Source organism: Scytonema sp. NUACC21 (assembly GCF_054684315.1).
In genome coordinates, this window is record NZ_BAAFZH010000098.1 from 197,613 (window position 1) to 216,065 (window position 18,453).

At 41.1% G+C, this 18,453-nt stretch carries 17 protein-coding genes and 1 pseudogene; 11 read left to right on the forward strand and 7 right to left on the reverse strand.

The genetic code is table 11. From position 1 onward, the window contains the following. The first annotated feature begins 24 nt into the window (after positions 1–24). Positions 25–837: an energy-coupling factor ABC transporter ATP-binding protein gene (locus tag ACYRY3_RS30625; RefSeq protein WP_460205436.1), complete on the forward strand. Its 813-nt coding sequence runs from the start codon at positions 25–27 to the stop codon at positions 835–837. Here the strand turns inward: ACYRY3_RS30625 and ACYRY3_RS30630 are convergent. Genes ACYRY3_RS30630 through ACYRY3_RS30645 form a run of 4 tightly spaced genes read right to left on the reverse strand, consistent with a single transcriptional unit; the run spans position 828 to position 3,556 of the window. After that, positions 828–1,658 (reverse strand): energy-coupling factor ABC transporter ATP-binding protein, encoded by an 831-nt coding sequence (locus tag ACYRY3_RS30630; RefSeq protein WP_460205437.1) that lies wholly within the window; start codon positions 1,656–1,658, stop codon positions 828–830. The genes ACYRY3_RS30625 and ACYRY3_RS30630 overlap by 10 nt on opposite strands. Then, entirely contained in the window at positions 1,633–2,448 is an 816-nt protein-coding gene (cbiQ, locus tag ACYRY3_RS30635; protein ID WP_460205438.1) for a cobalt ECF transporter T component CbiQ, read from the reverse strand. Before cbiQ ends, ACYRY3_RS30630 begins: the two co-directional genes overlap by 26 nt. After that, positions 2,432–2,761, reverse strand: coding sequence for an energy-coupling factor ABC transporter substrate-binding protein (locus tag ACYRY3_RS30640; protein WP_460205439.1), 330 nt, complete (start codon positions 2,759–2,761; stop codon positions 2,432–2,434). Before ACYRY3_RS30640 ends, cbiQ begins: the two co-directional genes overlap by 17 nt. A 57-nt stretch (positions 2,762–2,818) precedes the next feature. Further along, positions 2,819–3,556 (reverse strand): energy-coupling factor ABC transporter permease, encoded by a 738-nt coding sequence (locus ACYRY3_RS30645; protein WP_460205440.1) that lies wholly within the window; start codon positions 3,554–3,556, stop codon positions 2,819–2,821. A gap of 398 nt (positions 3,557–3,954) precedes the next feature. On the opposite strand from ACYRY3_RS30645, the gene ACYRY3_RS30650 reads away from it, so the two are divergent. The 6 genes from ACYRY3_RS30650 to ACYRY3_RS30675 all read left to right on the forward strand — a co-directional run bounded on the left by ACYRY3_RS30650 (position 3,955) and on the right by ACYRY3_RS30675 (position 10,023). After that, a complete protein-coding gene (locus tag ACYRY3_RS30650) occupies positions 3,955–4,983 on the forward strand; it encodes a multicopper oxidase domain-containing protein (RefSeq protein WP_460205441.1) in 1,029 nt (342 codons plus the stop codon). 519 nt (positions 4,984–5,502) lie between these two features. Further along, on the forward strand, positions 5,503–5,976 hold the full coding sequence (locus ACYRY3_RS30655; RefSeq protein ID WP_460205442.1) for a transposase family protein: 474 nt from the start codon (positions 5,503–5,505) through the stop codon (positions 5,974–5,976). A 572-nt stretch (positions 5,977–6,548) separates the two neighbouring features. Further along, entirely contained in the window at positions 6,549–6,740 is a 192-nt protein-coding gene (locus ACYRY3_RS30660) for a hypothetical protein (protein WP_460205443.1), read from the forward strand. A gap of 378 nt (positions 6,741–7,118) precedes the next feature. Next, positions 7,119–8,156 carry a ComEA family DNA-binding protein gene (locus tag ACYRY3_RS30665; RefSeq protein ID WP_460205444.1) on the forward strand — a complete coding sequence of 346 codons (1,038 nt, stop codon included), beginning with the start codon at positions 7,119–7,121 and terminating at the stop codon, positions 8,154–8,156. A 72-nt stretch (positions 8,157–8,228) separates the two neighbouring features. After that, the gene (locus ACYRY3_RS30670; protein ID WP_460205445.1) at positions 8,229–9,176 is read left to right on the forward strand and encodes an FTR1 family iron permease; all 948 of its coding nucleotides are present in this window, start codon (positions 8,229–8,231) and stop codon (positions 9,174–9,176) included. A gap of 52 nt (positions 9,177–9,228) precedes the next feature. Next, positions 9,229–10,023, forward strand: a complete 795-nt coding sequence (locus tag ACYRY3_RS30675) for an MOSC domain-containing protein (RefSeq protein ID WP_460205446.1) — start codon at positions 9,229–9,231, stop codon at positions 10,021–10,023. A gap of 68 nt (positions 10,024–10,091) precedes the next feature. On the opposite strand, the gene ACYRY3_RS30680 is transcribed toward ACYRY3_RS30675, so the two are convergent. Together ACYRY3_RS30680 and ACYRY3_RS30685 are read right to left on the reverse strand one after the other, a co-directional pair. After that, entirely contained in the window at positions 10,092–10,319 is a 228-nt protein-coding gene (locus ACYRY3_RS30680; RefSeq protein WP_460205447.1) for a hypothetical protein, read from the reverse strand. Between the two features lie 196 nt (positions 10,320–10,515). Then, positions 10,516–11,037, reverse strand: a complete 522-nt coding sequence (locus ACYRY3_RS30685; protein ID WP_460205448.1) for a hypothetical protein — start codon at positions 11,035–11,037, stop codon at positions 10,516–10,518. A gap of 619 nt (positions 11,038–11,656) precedes the next feature. On the opposite strand from ACYRY3_RS30685, the gene ACYRY3_RS30690 reads away from it, so the two are divergent. From ACYRY3_RS30690 to ACYRY3_RS30700, 3 genes are all read left to right on the forward strand, one after another. After that, positions 11,657–15,268, forward strand: coding sequence for a WD40 domain-containing protein (locus tag ACYRY3_RS30690; protein WP_460205449.1), 3,612 nt, complete (start codon positions 11,657–11,659; stop codon positions 15,266–15,268). A gap of 124 nt (positions 15,269–15,392) precedes the next feature. Next, entirely contained in the window at positions 15,393–16,310 is a 918-nt protein-coding gene (locus tag ACYRY3_RS30695) for an ion channel (RefSeq protein WP_460205457.1), read from the forward strand. A 169-nt stretch (positions 16,311–16,479) separates the two neighbouring features. After that, positions 16,480–16,845: a BON domain-containing protein gene (locus tag ACYRY3_RS30700; protein ID WP_460205450.1), complete on the forward strand. Its 366-nt coding sequence runs from the start codon at positions 16,480–16,482 to the stop codon at positions 16,843–16,845. A gap of 79 nt (positions 16,846–16,924) precedes the next feature. Here ACYRY3_RS30700 and ACYRY3_RS30705 read toward each other — a convergent pair whose 3' ends face one another. After that, the gene (locus tag ACYRY3_RS30705; RefSeq protein ID WP_460205458.1) at positions 16,925–17,857 is read right to left on the reverse strand and encodes an alpha/beta fold hydrolase; all 933 of its coding nucleotides are present in this window, start codon (positions 17,855–17,857) and stop codon (positions 16,925–16,927) included. 532 nt (positions 17,858–18,389) lie between these two features. Between ACYRY3_RS30705 and ACYRY3_RS30710 the strand changes: the two are divergent. Next, positions 18,390–18,453 (forward strand): annotated as a pseudogene (locus ACYRY3_RS30710) (translation initiation factor IF-3); the annotation flags it as partial.

Below are 18,453 nucleotides of genomic sequence, written 5' to 3' on the forward strand. Positions count from 1 at the left end.
CCACTAAATTATTAACTATTAATAATGCATCATAATCCAGTCGCTATTACAAATCTGAGCTATACATACCCAGATGGAACTCAAGCCCTTAAGGGAATTAATCTATTTATCCAACCAGGAGAACGCGTTGCCTTAATTGGGGCGAATGGTTCGGGAAAATCCACACTGCAGTATCACCTTAATGGGATTATCTTGCCTCAGGAAGGAGAGGTAATGATTGGTGAGTGGGTTGTCAAACCGGAAAATTTGCAAGAAATTCGGAATTTTGTGGGGCTAGTGTTTCAAAATCCAGATAATCAGCTCTTTATGCCAACTGTATGGGAAGATGTTGCTTTTGGTCCAATGAACTTGGGATTGCGAGGTAAGGAACTCAAAGAGCGAGTTCTTCAAGCAATGGCAGCAGTTGATATCGATTCCGAATGGTATGGACAGCGCAATACTGATAATTTGTCTGGGGGTGAAAAAAAACGTATTGCGATCGCAGGTGTTTTAGCTATGAACCCCCAAGTTTTGGTATTTGATGAACCTTCTGCTCAATTAGATCCGCGATCGCGTCGTCAGTTAATTAATTTATTACAAACTTTGCCTCTTACTCAACTGATTGCCACCCATGATTTAGATTTAGCATTAGAGCTGTGTTCCCGCACTGTTGTACTGAGTAGAGGACAAATTGTGTTTGATGGTAAGACTGAGCAGGTGATGAACGATTCAGAATTTTTGCGAGATCATGCTTTAGAAGCACCTCTGAGTTACAGTCGCCCTTATTGCCTCCTTGAACACGCACCTATTGCTCTCAATAGTAGTATTACGCCAGGGTGGCGGGAGTATCATAGGTAACGAAACGACTTTAATATTCGTTGTCGCAACTGTTCTAAAGCGGGTTCTTCTTCAAAGATCCGATTAGCAAATAACATTTCATATATAAGTGGTATTCCTAACTGTAACTCTTCTAAAATATCCTGTTTGGCAAATACATCTTGTGGCTTACCCTCTAACACAAGTTGCCCCTTATCCATGACAAAAATCCAGTCTGCCCAACGGTAAACTAAATCGAGGTCATGGGTTGCCATAAGTGTTGTTGTTCCAGAGGCATGAATCTTTTTGAGAGTTGCCATTAAGTTACGGGTATGTAATCTATCGAGATAGGCAGTAGGTTCATCGAGCAATAGCAATTCAGGTTGTAACACCATAACATCTGCTATGGAAACGCGCTTTTTTTGACCCAAACTAAGGTGATGTACGGGTCTTTCTGCAAGTTCGGTCAGCCCAAATTGTACTAGAGCTTGTTCAACTCGCTGTTGAATTTCTGCCTCTGGTAACTCTAAATTACACAAACCATAGGAAATATCTTCTTCCACAGTAGAAGCTACTATTTGTTGCTCTGGGTTTTGAAAAACTAGCCCAACTTTTTGTCTTAACTTCATCAAGAAGTTGCGATCGTATTTCAGATGCTTACCTTTCCAAAATATGTTTCCTTTCTCAGGTTTGTATAAACCATTAGCTAATAAAAACAATGTTGTTTTACCGCAACCATTTTGACCAATTAACGCACATCTTTTATTAGCAGGAATTCGTAATGTGAGACCATTTAAGGCAGATTGTTGTGCTCCAGGGTAGGTGTAGTAGACTTGTTCAAATTCGAGTAACCATTCCTGCATAGTGACCCCATTCCAAACTTATTAATAATCCACAGCCAAAAGTTGCTTCCAAAACGTAACGTTTGGATTGATGATACCGATGGGGATGCCAAACCCTCAATTCTCCACTAAAACCCCGTGCTGCAAGGCTTAGAGAAACTTGACGGTAATTTTCTATTGTTCGCTGGAGCAACTGTCCAATCAACAGTGCTAAACTTTTCATTCCTACAGTAAAATTGCGGTAGCCGCCACGAGCTTGTTGGGCAACCCATAATTCGGTAGCTGTATTTAATAGAACGAAAATAAATCGGTACATCAGCAATAAAAGCTCGGTTAAAAGTACTGGAACTCCAATACGACGGAGGATTTGTAAAAGTTCGGTAAAGGGAACAGTCAGCATGACAAAGTACAAACAGGACAGGGAAGCTATTGCACGGGATAAAATAGTTAATCCCTGTTCAATACCGTGATGACTGATATATAGGTAATAAGAGCCAAAAGTTAATCCCCATGCTATGTCATTTTGTGGCACTAAGTGTACTTGAGAAATGTCTACTCCACTAATAAGTAACGCTGGGAGACTGGTCACCCAAAATAAAGCCGCAAAATAGATGAGTTTAAGATAAGTTTTCAGAGGAATTGCTGCATAAACAACTGTCCAAACCCCAAGCCAAAGAGCAATCAAAACTTGAACAAGCGGATGGGCAAAAGCAGCAATAACTAGCAGGACAGTCGAAAATAGGAGTTTTTGCTCCGGTGGTATCCAGCGTAAGCGATTCGTGTAGGCTAGGGTATCAATCTGAATTTTCATTCTCGTTATTTCTATGCTCAAAACGCCCTTTATACAAGCCAATAACATACCCAATAACACCAGCACCTGCGGCTGCTTGTGTCGCAAATAATAGACTTTCAACTTCTCCACCAGGCAACTCAATTAAGGAATTGAACCAGGGTTTATAATGGGGTTGTAACTCTTTAATTGCCTCTTCAGCTTGACCATCTGCACCACTAAACTCTGAACCTTTTTTTACTATAAGAGGGGTGGTGATTAAGGCAACGACAGCCAACATCAATAACCAGTTATTCCATTTCAAATTTTGAAGTTTGGATTTTGAATGAGTCATTAGATTATAGAGTTAGTAGTTAGTAGTTAGTAGTTGGTAGTTAAAAAGTAGAAATAACTACTTATCGACCAAGTACGAACTTTTTGGTTTAATCAGGTTTAACATTTCCAGTTCCTGACGACCATAATTAGCGAGCCAATTCCATACCAAGACTGTCAAAAAGCCTTCACTAATTGCCAAAGGTACCTGTGTGACGGCAAAGATTCCGGCAAATTTAACAAATGAAGCGATAAAACCACCTGTAGCCGAGGGAAATGCTAAAGCCAATTGCACCGAAGTGATAAGGTAAGTGACCAAATTAGCCAGAGATGCTCCCAGAAATATTGCTAACCTTTGCTGACCAGTTCCCATGACCAAGCGGTATACCCAAAAAGCGACACATGGTCCGGCGATCGCCATTGAAAATGCATTAGCTCCCAGGGTAGTTAAACCACCGTGTGCTAGCAAAATTGCTTGAAACAACAGTACTAGACTACCAAGTACGGACATGGCTAATGGTCCGAAGAGTACCGCCCCCAATCCCGTACCTGTAGGATGGGAACTGCTTCCCGTGACTGAAGGCATTTTTAGTGCGGATAGCACAAAGGTAAAAGCTCCAGCTAATGCCAGAAGTAATTTTAGCTCAGGAGTTGCTTTAGTAATGCGAGTCAGGGAACGCAATCCCAGAGCAAAAAAGGGTAATGCGACTACCCACCAAAAAATCGCCCAACCTGGTGGTAAAGAACCTTCCATAATATGCATGGCATAAGCGGGTTTGGGCAGACACACAATTAAGTAGAAGCTTACGGCTGCCATTGATATTAAATTGACTAACCTTAGACAGCTTCTTAACTTCAAAAAAATTCTCGACACAATAGGTACCTGCAGATGCATTGCTAAAGCTTTAAGTTTAAATCGTTGGAGGTTTTGACTCAAGAAGAATCTTGAACAGCAAAGGTTCCTTCTTCCTGCGTGAGAGCATCAGTATAGTAATATGTACTTTAGGAATAATTAAATCTACGTCAATTAAATAGGCAGCAAAAAAATTATTAAAATTTTTTATCACAATCACTGTAAAACTTCATGCTTCTTATAGCTGGGTACAGGGTCAACGATCTTAGAAATTATTGACAATAATTCTCGATTCTTGTAACATTCACGTTGTAATTGCAAAGAATTTGCAACTTCTTTTGCTGTAAAGCTGACGCGTCATCATGCCCAACCACTTTACCGTACAAACAGAACAGCTCCTCAATCGTCGTCATCTACTCAAGCTGGGATTATTAGCAGGTACTGGTGTGACTGGTGCGGCATTATGGCAAGTATTTAACTTTCAAAGGCGATCGCAGGTCAGAGTGCCACCCATAGAGGCAATGGCATCAACTGATACCTTAGTGACTCCCATGAAGGTGCTACGAGATTTTGATTATGGCACCATCAAGCGAGAAAATGGGCGGATCGTAAGAGAATTTCGGATTACGGCAGGCAATTCACTAGTTCAACTCAATAATGCTGTCTCCTTTAACACTTGGGTATATAACAACCGCGTACCCGGACCAACTTTGAGAGTCAAGCAGGGAGAACGGGTGCGAGTCGTGTTCTTTAATCAAGGCGGGCATTCCCACTCAATGCACTTTCACGGAACTCACATTTCAGAGATGGATGGTGTTCGTCCCGTTCGCCACGGTAAAGCAACTATCTATGAATTTGATGCCAAACCTTATGGAGTTCACCTTTACCACTGTCATGTTGAGCCAGTGACTCGTCACATTGGTAAGGGTTTGTATGGTATGTTTATCATCGATCCACCTACGCCTCGTGCGCCTGCTGATGAAATGGTGCTGATTATGGCAGGGTATGACATCAATGATGACAAACGCAACGAATTCTACGCCTTCAACGGTGTACCTGACCACTATATGCATCATCCAATCCAGATTTACCAAAACCAATTGGTGCGGCTGTATATCGCCAATTTGATTGAATTAGACCCGGCTGTCACGTTTCACTTGCACGCCAACTTTTTCAAAGTCTATCCTACAGGTATGACGAGCACTCCTGCTTTTGAAAGTGATGTCATTACTATGGGGACAGCCGAACGACATATTCTAGAATTTGCTTGCCCCTATCCTGGTAAGTATATGTTTCATCCCCATCAGGATGCGATCGCAGAGCACGGATGCATGGGTCAATTTGAAGTTGTCTCAAATCGTGATTCTCAGAAGACGAAAAAAAATGCCTAAGTTAGGTCGCTAAGAAGAAAAGTAACTCGTAAGGATTGTCCTCAGTCATTTTTCATTGGTCATTAGTAAGGGTTTCAGAATAAATCTTGCAGTACAAATCTGTTACTTTTATCCTTTAGCCTTTATACTTCTCTTCCTCAGAGGCTACGCGAACAGCCTTTTTGTACTAGCTTCAAAATGTAATTTTTAAAATCTTATATTTCTAGTTTCGTTCTAAATGTAATAATCTATCATTTTTTTTTATTTAAGATAATTTTCACCATGTGATGTGGTAGAAAAAGATTTGGTACTATCGCTTATTACTTCTAAGCGATGTGTTAAGCCAAGGAGTCATAGAGACTGCGTGTGTCTTTAACTCCTGTGAGGAGCAAAGACGATTTTCTGATGCATCGCCACATACAGGTTGCATATCGGTTCCCTATCCAAGTTCTTCATGATTTAGTGCGGACAATAATGCCACCATTCAGTAAAAAGTGGATGGTGCTTAATGTACTGCTATTCTCACATTTGCAAATGAATATGCAATTAACAAACGTGCTAGATTTACCTGGCGTAACTGTAGAATCTTGCGATTCTTCTCATGATTCGGTGTGTTTTCAGTTAAGTATTTCAGCGAAAGGGACACGTTGCCTGCATTGCTGTAGATACACAGAAGAGTTACATCAAAAGAGATCGATAGTCGTTAGAGATGTACCCTTTTGTGGTAAAAATGTTTACTTGAAAGTTCCCCGCCGTCAGTTTTATTGCCGAGTTTGCCAGCGCTACATAACTGAAAAATTGCAGTTTATTGATTGGCGTAGGAAATACACGAAAAGATACGAGGAGAGTATTCATTCTCAAGTCAATCGTTCTAACATCGAACAAGTTAGCAAACAACAACACCTTGGTACTGAACAGGTCAAGAACATTTTTAACCACATAAATCTAAAGCACAAAAAGCAAACCCGCTATGAGTTAAGTAAAGGAATGTTTTGGCAGGAGAAGCATGGGTAATAAAAAAAAGTTATCACCAATACGCAGAAGAATAAAGGTATTAATTCTGCGACTGTAGATTTTTTTTGTAAAAGTCTGTATGCTGTAAGAAGTATGTAAAGCGTATGTAAAGTGCATGCGTTTTAAATGAAGTTTCTCTTAAGTATCAGGGCACCCATTTACCTAATGGGAGAGAGCTTTTTTAAACAGTTAACAGTTAACAGTTATTCAAGCATAACTGATTCCCGAGCGCTGATTAAAACTTTCACCCACGATCAATAGCTGTTTCTTGAACACCAGATGAGGTTTTATAATGGTGCGAGATTCGCGTGTTGATTCAGGTTTTGGGGAGTTTCCAAAACATATACGTCTTGCCAAGGTTTTTGTTTCCTGCCGAAAAGAAACGGTGTTTCTTGTGGGCTGGTTTCTTAGTTGGGCAGTTCTTTGTTTTATATGGAGGAACAAACTCATTAAAGCCAAAACGATATTTGTTTGGATGTTTCTCCTAATCACTGTTGCCACCGCTATAAGTTGGCATCCTCTATTGCAATCTCTACAAATAGCTCAATGAAACTATATGAGGGGTTTGAGGAATGCACAGACACAAAAAAGAGACTCTAGTCAGAAAAATGCAAAAAAATATGTGGATACTAATGGGGATTTGTGCGCTGATCCCTGGCATTCATTATCTTGCCACAGTTCGTGTTAACCAGGAGGACTTTTTTAGCCCTCATGTTAAATATTTGACAAAAGAGGAGGTGAGCGAACAACCCTCTTTTAAATAACGTTCTTTAACTGGCACAACATTTGCCATTTTATTTCTCCCAGTTTTGATTGTTCCCCCTTGAAGTACCAAATTCGGTTGCTTGCAAGGGGGTTTTCTTTTCTAGGGTAGGCATTGCCCTCCTTCCTCAGGTGTTGCCAGACACTGTCAACCCTATAATATATGGCTGAACACTTAGAACTTTTGTGTATAGAATGGCTTTTGTTTTACCCAGTAATTGACATAAGTTTTTGAATTATAGTTAAAATTTCTGCTAGTAGTTGCAAAAAAATATCATTATGTGCAAAAGTAGCATAGCAAAATCTGTTATGCACTGTCAAATTCCCGAGCCGCTCGCTTGGATTTAACAACTGCTTTTTAAGCGTCTCTAGGAGCCAAAATGTTAAGATTTCGCTACATTTGTCTAACCCTTGCTACGGCGTTAATTATTGGTCTCAGTTCCTGTAACAATACAACGACAACCACAGAAAATCCATCTGTACCAACTGCAAGCAACAACACTCAAGCCACTGAAGCAGTTAGCCATAGGGGACACAGTAGCAAAAAGCAAATAAATATTAATACAGGTATCTTGTCAGAGTTAGATAAGTTTGAGGGACAACTTGGAGTTCCTGCATTGTCACACAAAATACAAGCAAACCGTCCCTACGCTAGCCCTGAGGAATTAGTTTCTAAAAAAGTGATTTCTCAGGAGCAATTTGACCAAATTAAAGACCAAGTGACTGTTCGGGAAGTCGTTTTAACAGGAGAAGCAAAAGATGTAGACTACATGACCAAATTAGGTCTTATGAAGGGACATCTTTTAGTTGCGAAAGAATTGTTAGATCAAAACCAGCCTAAGCAAGCAGAACCTCACATAGGTCACCCTGTAGAAGAGATTTATGTTGATGTAGAAGAGCAATTAAATGAACGGAAAGTTAAAGAATTTAAGACAAGTTTGGTGAGCTTACAAGACTTTGTCAAATCCAATCCTAAAAATCCCAAGGTTAAAACTGACTTTACTTCTTCCATGCAATCTGTTGATACAGCAATAGCATCATTAAACACAGAGCAACGAACTGAACCAAAATTTGTGCTGCAAGTCATCAATGGTTTACTAGACGCAGCTAATTCAGAGTATAGTGCAGCAATTGCAAATGGAAAAGTATCTGCAGAAATTGAATATCAAGACTCACGAGGCTTTGTCAATTACGCCAACGAACTATACAAAAGTATTGCGAGCAAAATGGCTCAAGCCCATCCCTCAGAACACAAAGCAATTGAAACTAGTATGGCTGAACTAACAACAGTTTGGCCCAGCGCCATCCCACCGACAAAACTAGTTAAAACACCAGAAGATGTCACTAAACTGGTAAAAACTATTGAGCAAAACTCTCAAAAAGTTATTCAAACCTCTAATACCCAAGCACAACGATAATAGTCATTAAGTTATGAGTCATAATTCATTAGTAAAACCAAATGACAAAGGACAAAGGACAAAGGACAAACAATGAATTTTAGCTCTGCCATACCTACTTTTGTCATTACACTTAGAGAAGGAGTGGAAGCCGCCCTTGTCGTCGGTATTGTCCTAGCTTTGCTCAACAAAGCCAAGCAATCCCGCCTAAATTCCTGGGTTTACGCTGGCGTCGTTGCTGGTGTTGCTATCAGTGCGCTGATAGGTTTTCTGTTCACTTGGATTATCCAAGCCCTCACTGCAATTAATCCTCAATATACCTCTGTCGTTGAGCCATTAATGGAAGGGGTTTTTAGCGTCTTAGCAATCGTCATGCTCAGCTGGATGCTAATTTGGATGACCAAACAAGCTAGATTCATGAAAGCTCAAGTTGAAGGTACACTCACAGATGCCTTAAAACAGAACTCCAATGCTGGTTGGGGTGTTTTTACTCTCATACTGATTGCTGTTGTACGTGAGGGCTTTGAAACTGTTCTGTTTATTGCTGCCAACTTTCAACAGGGTCTAATTCCCAGCTTTGGGGCTATTGCGGGTATTGTAGTGGCAGTTTTCATAGGTGTGCTTTTATTTAGGTTGGGTGTTAACATTAACATCAGGCAGTTTTTCCAGGTCATGGGTGTTTTACTGGTGTTAATTGTGGCTGGGCTAGTGGTTACAGCTTTGCATAAGTTTGACCAAGCTACTGCTACTCTTGCCTTGAGCAATCGTGCTTCAGAAAGTCTTTGCTTTTACTACGAACACTTTACCAAAATCCACTCTTGCATCTTGGGTCCAATGGTTTGGAATACTTCCAAAATCCTTCCCGACCAGGAATTTCCTGGTGTTGTTCTCAAAGCTTTATTTGGTTATAGAGAACATCTCTATCTTGTGCAAGCAGTTGGATATGTTGTGTTTTTAGTGACAGTGGGAGGTTTGTATTTCCGCAGTATCGCAGGTTCGGCTGATACACCCACTAAAAATCAGGCAGTTACACAAAAGTAGTTGGTGGTTAGTAGTTAGTAGAATAACCACTAACCACTAACCACTAACAATTATGATTCGTGTCGAACAGTTATTCATCCACCCATTTAAAGGCTTGAGCCCTCAAAAGTGCGATCGCGTTGACTTACTATCGGGGCATGGTATACCAGGTGATAGAGCTTTTGCTTTGATGTTCGATGAAAACGGTCAATATGCGAACACGGTCGCTGTACCGTGGATGAAGAAGCAACACTTTGCAATGCAAAATGATTGGTCGGGGCTAGCGGCATTGGATTGTTGTTATGAAGCAACTACAGGCATTTTGACTGTGAAACGCAAAGGAGTCGAGTTATTAGTAGCCGATACTCATAGCCATACCGGGCGCGATCGCATTGCTACCTTTTTTACTGGGTACTTAGCAGGAATTTACCCCACTCAAACTGCCAGACATCGAAATCGCGCACCTTTACAGCTAGTAGGAGAGTTTAGCAAAACTCGCTATCCAGACCGAGAAAGCGTACATATTTCCTTGGTCAGTAAAGCGACTATTGAGGACTTAAGTGAATTGGTAGGATGTACGGTAGATGTACGGCGCTTTCGCCCCAATATTGTTTTAGAAGGTGTTCCTGCTTGGGGAGAATTTGATTGGGTAGGGCAAGAAGTGCAACTAGGTACAGCCCGAATTGCTGTTACAGCCCGAATTAACCGTTGCTTAAATATAGAAGTCAATCCAGAGACGGGAGAAAGGGATATCGCCTTACTGACCCTACTACAAAAGCATTTTCAACATACACAAACGGGTGTTTTAGCACAGGTTATTACCAGTGGTAATGTAGCGATTGGTGATGTGTTGAGTAAATCGATATAAACTCGTTATCACTGTTGGTGGTTAGTAGTGACAGGGAGAACAACTAACCACTCTACGGAGGCGCTGAACTAACGCAATGACTCAAAAACAACTGTTGTAGCCATCAGACACAATAAGAGAAGTCCCAAGCGCGAAATACAAAAAGTTACAAATTCTATTACAAGAATACTGAAACTCCCTATACCAAAAGTGATTGATAAAACATAGGCGATCGCAAATCCAAATAAAGCCAGTAAAAAATATTTGAGAAAATGGCAAACTAGCTGGAGTAAACGACTATCTTGACCTGATTTCATAGTAATTGCTCCTTGTTTTAAAAAATCTCAACAAAAAGCCGGGAAGCAATTTCATCACTTCACCGGCTTGTAAACTTCTCATTTATCGAAAGCCTCATGTTCAAAAGGGGTATTTAATTGTGCAAGCCACCTCATCGCACCATCGGTTTTCTCAACTCTGAAACGGCTTTGAGGTTGGGATGATAGATTTTAGTTTTTAGGTATTTTTGTATGACTTTTTGTGAAGCCTCCACCAATCCATCCAACTTTCAATCATTTTTTCATGAACCTGTTGAATTTCCTCGACTTGCTGTTTATCTAAACGGTAGCGATAACTAACATGCCCGGATAAGTCAACGGTAGTTTGGTATTTTTCCTGCTTGCTACGGGTGATGAACTCACCATGCCCAGTTTGTACTAAAGATTCTATCAGTAGTATACTCATGTGAGAAAAAACTGGGTGTAACTCAATTAAGTAGGGTTGATATGGCAAAGTGCTTTGCATTTCTTTGTTCTGCAGCTTAACCACGGGTAGGCTGTCTAGAGGTAGATCTCCTATCTTCAAGTACATTTTGACATTGGAAGTGCTGAAAAATTCAGGAAATGACGAGAAGGTCATATCTGTTTCTCCATGAGCTTGAGTGTGAGCCTTGACTGATAGCAAGTACCCTGAGTGGTGCTGGAAAGCTGCAAACACGTCTGACTGATATCTCGCGGCAACACGGTCGCTTACCGCCACCTATCTCACATATACCTATACATATATATAACTATGACTGGCTTTTAATAGCAAGTACTTTTGCAAGAATTTTTTGCAATAGTTCTAAATCTATGTAAATTATTTTGTATTTGATAACATAAGGTTTTCTCACATTGCTAAAATAAAAGTAAATCTTTATACATAAAATTTGAAAATCTAATGAGTATTAAATCTAGTACAAAGAGAGGAAAAATCAGAAGAAAAACATTGTTTGGAAAAGAATTTAGTTCCTTAGTTAAGACTTGTGGCTGAAAAAATACGTGTATAAAGTTGATACGTAAAAATTGAAACTAACACCCACCTCGGTTGGCTCCTGAGAAAAAATATCTTAACTAGCTTGTCTTAGTTTTGGTGTACCAGGGATGCTGTCACCACATTATGCGTTTTTTACTTCTATCTACCAGTTGTAAATTTTCCTCACTTATGTGAGAAAAACAAAAAGAGAAAACAACGAATTGTTTCAGAATTGTTAGTAATCGCTAACGCAATATGTAGTTACTGTGAAGTTCGTAATAAATACCCTTTTCTCAGTTAGTGAACCATGTTATGTGTAAGTGATTGTCTCACATACCGATATTTTGTGTGGAGCTAACGTGAAATGGAGAGTGCTACCGATATGTTTCAACTTTCAGAAAGTTTCATTACAAAGGTAGCGACCAAGCATGGTGTTACACAAACAGAGCTAGAAGCCCTGCTTTTAGCATTGAATAACTGTTCGGGTGCCGAAATAGCGACAAAGCTGAACATTTCTCAACCAGCAGTGAGAAAAAGATTGGGAGAAAGTTACCGCAAATTTGGGATATCGGGCAGTAGCAATAAAAAACTCCATGACCTCAGGCAAAAGCTATCAGCCCTACTCCAACAAACGAGTGAAATTAGTAACAGTACACTGCAGGAGGACTGGGGAGAGGCAGTTGATGTTGGAGGTTTTTGGGGTCGAGAAGGGGAACTCAAAGACTTAAGACAATGGATTATAGGTATTAATTCTCAGCGCTGTCGGTTGGTAGCTGTATTGGGTATGGGGGGAATTGGCAAGACAGTGCTAGCAACACAGGTTGCGAAAAAAGTACAAACAGATTTTGATTATTTGATTTGGCGCAGTCTTCGCAATGCGCCACCGTTAGGGGATATTCTCACACAACTGCTGCGGTTTTTACCTCATGATACAGAACCTGATGTATCAGAAAACGATAACAGCAAGATACTGCGATTGATTGAGACGTTGAGGAAACACCGTTGCTTGGTGATTTTAGATAACGTAGAATCAGTGCTTCGCAGTGGTCAGGGTAGAGCTTATGAGCAAGCAGGTGAGTATCAAGAAAAATATCAGAATTACGGTTATTTGTTTAAACAGGTAGCAGAAGCCGGACATCAAAGTTGTTTGTTATTAACTAGCCGTGAAAAGCCAAAGGAAGTTGCAGCGCTAGAAGGCAAAAATTTGCCAGTCAAGGTATTGTATCTTTCAGGCGTAAATTTAGAAGAAGCGAGGGCAATTCTCAAAGACAAGGGTTGTGAGTGCTCAACTAACCAGCTGAGCAAATTAGTTAAACGGTACTCGGGCAACCCCTTGGCGTTAAAGATAGTAGCCACCACGCTCTACGACTTGTTTGATAATAATGTCGTGGAATTTTTGCATCAAATTAGCCAAGAAACAGCAATTTATGGAGATATCAGGACTCTTTTAGCCCAACAATTTAATCGCTTGTCAGAATTGGAGAAACAACTGATGTACTGGTTGGCTATACATCGGGAGTACGTTTCATTAAAAGAATTGAAAGACATTCTCAGTACAACAGAACCAGCAATTAGTGTACTAGAAGCTGTAGAGTCCTTATTACGCCGTTCTTTAATTGAAAAAGACGCAGGTTGTTGTGGTGGGTTTCGACAACAATCCGTCGTCATGGAGTATGTTACAGAACGATTGATAGAACAGGTTTTTCAAGAAATCAGCCAAGGAAAAAGCTTGGAATTTGTCAATACCTATCCGTTAATGAAGGCGAGGTCCCTCGACCGCATTCGCAAAGCACAAGAACGACATATTCTTGAACCTTTGAAAAATAAGCTAAGGAATGTTTTCGGTGATGAACTCGAATCCCAGTTACGTCGATTGCTGGGGAATTTACGGCAGCAGGCTGGCTTCAAAAAAGGATTCGCTGCTGGGAACCTGATAAATTTACTGCGTCAACTTCAGCTTGGTCAATCTCAAATTGACTTAAGTGGGCATAATTTTTCCAGCCTAACTATTTGGCAAGCTTATTTCAAAGATGTCAAGTTACAGGATACAAGCTTTAGCAACGCCGATTTAAGTGATTCTGTATTTAATGAGACAATGTCAAGCATGGTATCAGTGGGTTTTAGCCCTAATGAAGAGTACTTCGCTACAGGTCTCATTAATGGAGAAATTCGTTTATGGCAAACTTCCGATACTAAACAACTTGGTATTTACAGAGGACATACTAACTCTGTGTGGGCATTGGCCTTTAGTCCGAACAACCAACTTTTAGCAAGTGGAAGCGCAGACCACACCGTTAAATTATGGGATGTTCGTACAGGTGAGTGTTGCCAAACGCTCACCGAACACACCAATAGAGTTTACTCGGTTGCCTTTAGCCCTGAAGGGACTATTTTGGCAAGCGTCAGTGCAGATCGAACAATTAAACTATGGGATGCGAATACAGGAAACTGCCTCAAAACCCTTAAGGGACATACCGAGTGGGTAAAGTCAGTCATCTTCAGCCCTGTTGACCACCATCTCCTTGCTACTGGAAGTAGTGATGGCACAATCAAACTTTGGGACATTGTGACAGGTGAATGTTTGAAAACCTTCAAAGCCCACACCAGCCAAGTTTACTCCGTTGACTTTAGTCCCAATGGAGAAATGCTGGCCAGTTGTAGCGAAGACCAAACTGTAAAACTATGGCATATTTTGACAGAAAAATGTCTTTTCACTTTTAAAGGTCATAGCGAAAAAGTTTATAACGTGCGTTTCAATCCTAAAGGCAAGACACTTGCCAGTTGCGGCGAAGATCGGACAATCAAGTTATGGGACATCGAAACAGGTCAATGTTTGAGAACCTTACAGGGGCATAATAGCCAAGTATGGGATATTGCCTTTAGTCATGATAGACGTTTGTTACTAAGTAGCAGTGATGACCAAACAGCAAGACTTTGGGATGTAGAAATAGGCAACTGCGTAAATATACTGCAAGGGAATACCCGTGGTGTTTACTCGGTGGCATTTAGTCCCCACAGTCAAATCCTTGCCAGTGGTCGTGATGACCATAGCATCGGATTATGGGATTTGAAGACCTATCAATGCTACCCTATCAGGGGGCATCAAGGACGTATTCGCTGCGTTACTTTTAGTCCCAATGGGGAAATTCTTGCCAGTAGCAGTGGTGATAATACTATCAAGCTTTGGGATATCAGAGACATTAGTCAGAGCAAATACATTCAGACCTTAACAGGGCATACAAACTGGGTGTGGGCAGTAGTTTTCAGTCCCGATGGTCAAACCCTTACTAGCATTAGCGAAGACCAAACGATTCGGGTCTGGAGTATCAAGACAGGGGAATGCCTCAAGATATTAGAAGCACAAAATGATACTGCTTGGACCCTTGCTTTGAGTGTTGATGGTAGTATCCTTGCCAGTGGTGATACTGATAATACAATTAAATTATGGGATATTCCTACGTATCAATGTATCAAAACCTTGGCAGACCATAAAGATGCAGTGCGATCGCTCGCATTTAGTCCTGATGGAAAAATGCTAGCAAGTGGTAGTGAAGACCAAACTATCAGATTGTGGAATTTCCATAGCGGAAAGTGTTTAAATATACTTGAAGGTCACAGCAAACAAGTCTACTCGGTTACTTTTAGTCCTGATGGTCAGACCCTTGCTAGTGGAAGTGGTGATGGAACCGTTAAGTTGTGGCAAGTCAGTACAGGCAGATGTTTTGACACAATTACAGGGCACACGGCGGCAATTCGTACTGTAGCGTTTAGTGCTGATGGTCGGCTACTCGCTAGTGGTAGCGAAGATGAAAATATTCAACTTTGGGATGTACAAAAATGTATCCGGCAGAAATTGCTCAAATCCCCTCGACTTTATGAAGGAATGGAAATCACAGGCGTTACTGGTCTGACAGATGCTGAAAAAGCGACCTTAAAGGCTTTGGGTGCTATTGAGGCTGATAATTCCTCTCTTTGAGAATCCATCTTGTACACCACCACGGTAGCCCCAAGGTATGGGGGTACTTTGAGAAAATTTTGTTGGAATTTAATTGGATAATGAAATTGCCTATCCTTGGTTTCCTGCTACCGTAACTCAATTAATGAAAACAAACCCTCGAAAAGCTCCAACTAGCCGCCGGATGGTTAATCGGCATGGAGGCTTTAATGTCGTGCGTAAAGGAATCTCTCACAAACATTGGCACGATCCGTACCATTTGCTACTAACTCTTCCTTGGTATTACACCTTAGCGCTTATCAGCCTGGGTTATATTACAGCCAATGCTTTGTTTGCCTTGGCATATATGCTTGCCGGTGATGGTATAGCAAATGCACGTCCGGGTAATTTCTTCGATGCCTTTTTTTTCAGTGTCCAAACAATGGCATCAATTGGTTACGGGGCAATGTATCCCAAAACAGCTTATGCAAATGTCTTAGTCACCATTGAATCAGTGTTAGGGCTGATAGGGTTAGCAATGGGGAGTGGGCTGATGTTCGCCCGATTTTCTCTTCCCAAAGCACGAGTCATGTTTAGTCATGTCGCGGTTATTACACCCCATAATGGTGTACCGACTTTCATGTTTCGGGTTGCAAACGAACGGCAAAACTGGATTTTAGAGGCACAAGTCCGAGTCACTCTGGCACGCAGCGAAATTACCAAAGAAGGAGACGTTATGCGTCGTTTCTACGATATGTCCTTGGTACGCAGCCAATCGCCACTGTTTGCCCTGACTTGGACAGTAATGCACCCGATTGATGAGAATAGCCCCCTTTACGGAGTCACACCAGAGGACATGGTTGAGGATGAGATGGAAGTTGTGGTAACGCTAACGGGGCTGGATGAAACCGTATCTCAAACTATCCATGCCCGTCACTCCTACATTAGTGAGGAAATTTTTTGGAATATGCGATTTGTGGATATTTTAGGGAAGACAAAAAATGGTAAGCGCTGCATCAACTACGCCCGGTTTCATGATGTTGTGGCTTTGGATGAAGTCAGCAATGGAATAGGTGGTTGTTAGTTAACTGATAGTCGCAATCTCCATGCCTGATACGCTTTATTTATGACAAAAGGCGAAATCATACTGAATGCATAAACTGCCCAGAGCAATCTCACTTCCAAGGCAGAGGATACTCTATAGTTAACCTTTTATCCTTGAAAACTAGGAATTATAGATGGGAGAAAAATATATGGGTTGGCTAAAAAGACTTTTTGGATTAGAAAAACCACATAATGCACAAGTAAACCCTACTCCACAGCCAGCACAACCAGCGCAACAAGCGTCTGCACCCTCTGCGACTCAGACAATTGCTCCTGAACGCCTGGGATTAAATGGGGAATACGATCAAAGCGGTTTGGCTAAGCGTGTAGCTCTTGCTTTTGACCAAGATCCCCAACTTGATGATGTAGACACTCTTTGGGTTGCTCAGACTGGTAGCACTGTAGTATTGAAGGGCAAAGTTCCCAACCAAAACATTCTGAATAAAATGGTTTCTGTAGCACGTTCGGTAAACGGTGCAACAGCTGTTGATACCAGCCAAGTAACATTTGGCTAAACTATCTCAAGAATGCAGGTAGGCAGTGATACGGTTTTTGAAAATTGCTGGAATGGTGGGCAGTGCCCACCCTACGGTTCTACGGTTCTCGAGAAACAAACTTCTGAGTTTCACCAGAACATCTGTTAAGCCAATTTAAAATGACTTGGTTGATCAATTCTGGTTGTTCATCATGAGGGCAATGCCCCACGTTTTCTACATCTAGCACTTCTAATTTCTCGTTATACTGAGCAAATTGACGGGCTAGTGCAGGCGGTACAAACCTATCTTTTTGTCCCCAAATCAGCAGCATTGGGACGGTTAAGGTAGGTAAAACTGTTTTGACGCTAGGACCAAAGTTGGCATCAATGGTTGCTCTGAATAAGGCAGTAAAAGCACGGGCAGAACCTCTGTCTTGCGGCGGTCCAGTTAAAATCTCTACGAGTTCATCAGTTATTGCCTCTGGGTTAGCATAGGCAAGACTAACCCAGCGACGTACTACAGTTGGTCTGCGTAGGACGTTAAACAGAGGTGTGAGTAACAGTGGGGACGCGACAAAACTTTTGATTCCCGAAACGATGGGTCGTAAAAAAGGAGGAAGAGCTTCTCGTTCCAATGAAGGATCGGGTAAACTCATCATGACCACGCCTTGAACCATATCGGGATAGGTGGCAGCTGCGGATATAGACACCAGTGAGCCAAGGGAATTACCCACTAGTATGACTGGTTGACGAATAAACGTTTTCCAAAAGTCGTAAACTTGGTCTACCCAAAGCTTTATGCTGTACTTGGTTGGAGCTTTTTCAGAAGCACCCCACCCTAGCATATCAAGAGCGTATACTGTATGGTGTTCCCCAAGCACCTCTAAATTGTGTCGCCAATGACCAATAGAGGCACCGAACCCATGTAGCAAAATTAAAGGCGCTGTTTTGCGATCGCTATGCTTGTGACGAATATAAGTGTAACGAGTTTGCCAACCCCGCCAAACCCAATCTCTTTGATTTCCTACTCGTTGCTGCCAGTGTTCCACAATAATTCTATTCTACTTTATCAGTGCAAAAACGTTTTTCATCCTCTTTCTTGATGAATCACATTGCCTTATGCCAAAGTCGTGCAAAGCGATAGCTACAAGATGCTGACAAAAGGTAGTTTCTATATATATTCTAGATTAGGTGAATTCACACCCGAACTCTTAACCAAATATTTACTTAATTTAAAAAATCTTAATGTGATTTACAGTACATCAATCAAACAATTGGAATGTATTGTAAAAACTATATGATACCGTAAATATGCGGAAGATGAAAAGTGTCAATGACTTGACAAAAACTGTTACAATGGTTAAAGAATAATACTGTTATGTAATTTAGATTAACTATTGGACAGAAATCGTCTCAGAGTGAGTAGAATGACAGATACAAGGACGACAATGAAATTGCCCTATGGATTAGTTACTCTAGAACTATGGCTTTCTTTTTCAGTCCTCAGTTATTGTTAGTATTCTACTCTGAGGCATACCACTCAAAACCTAACCAATTTCTTAACAACAGCTCCCACAAAATCCAATGCCTGTGATTGAAAAGAAAAGAAATCGCGATCTGCCCCAAATTAACGAACGAATTCGCTTCC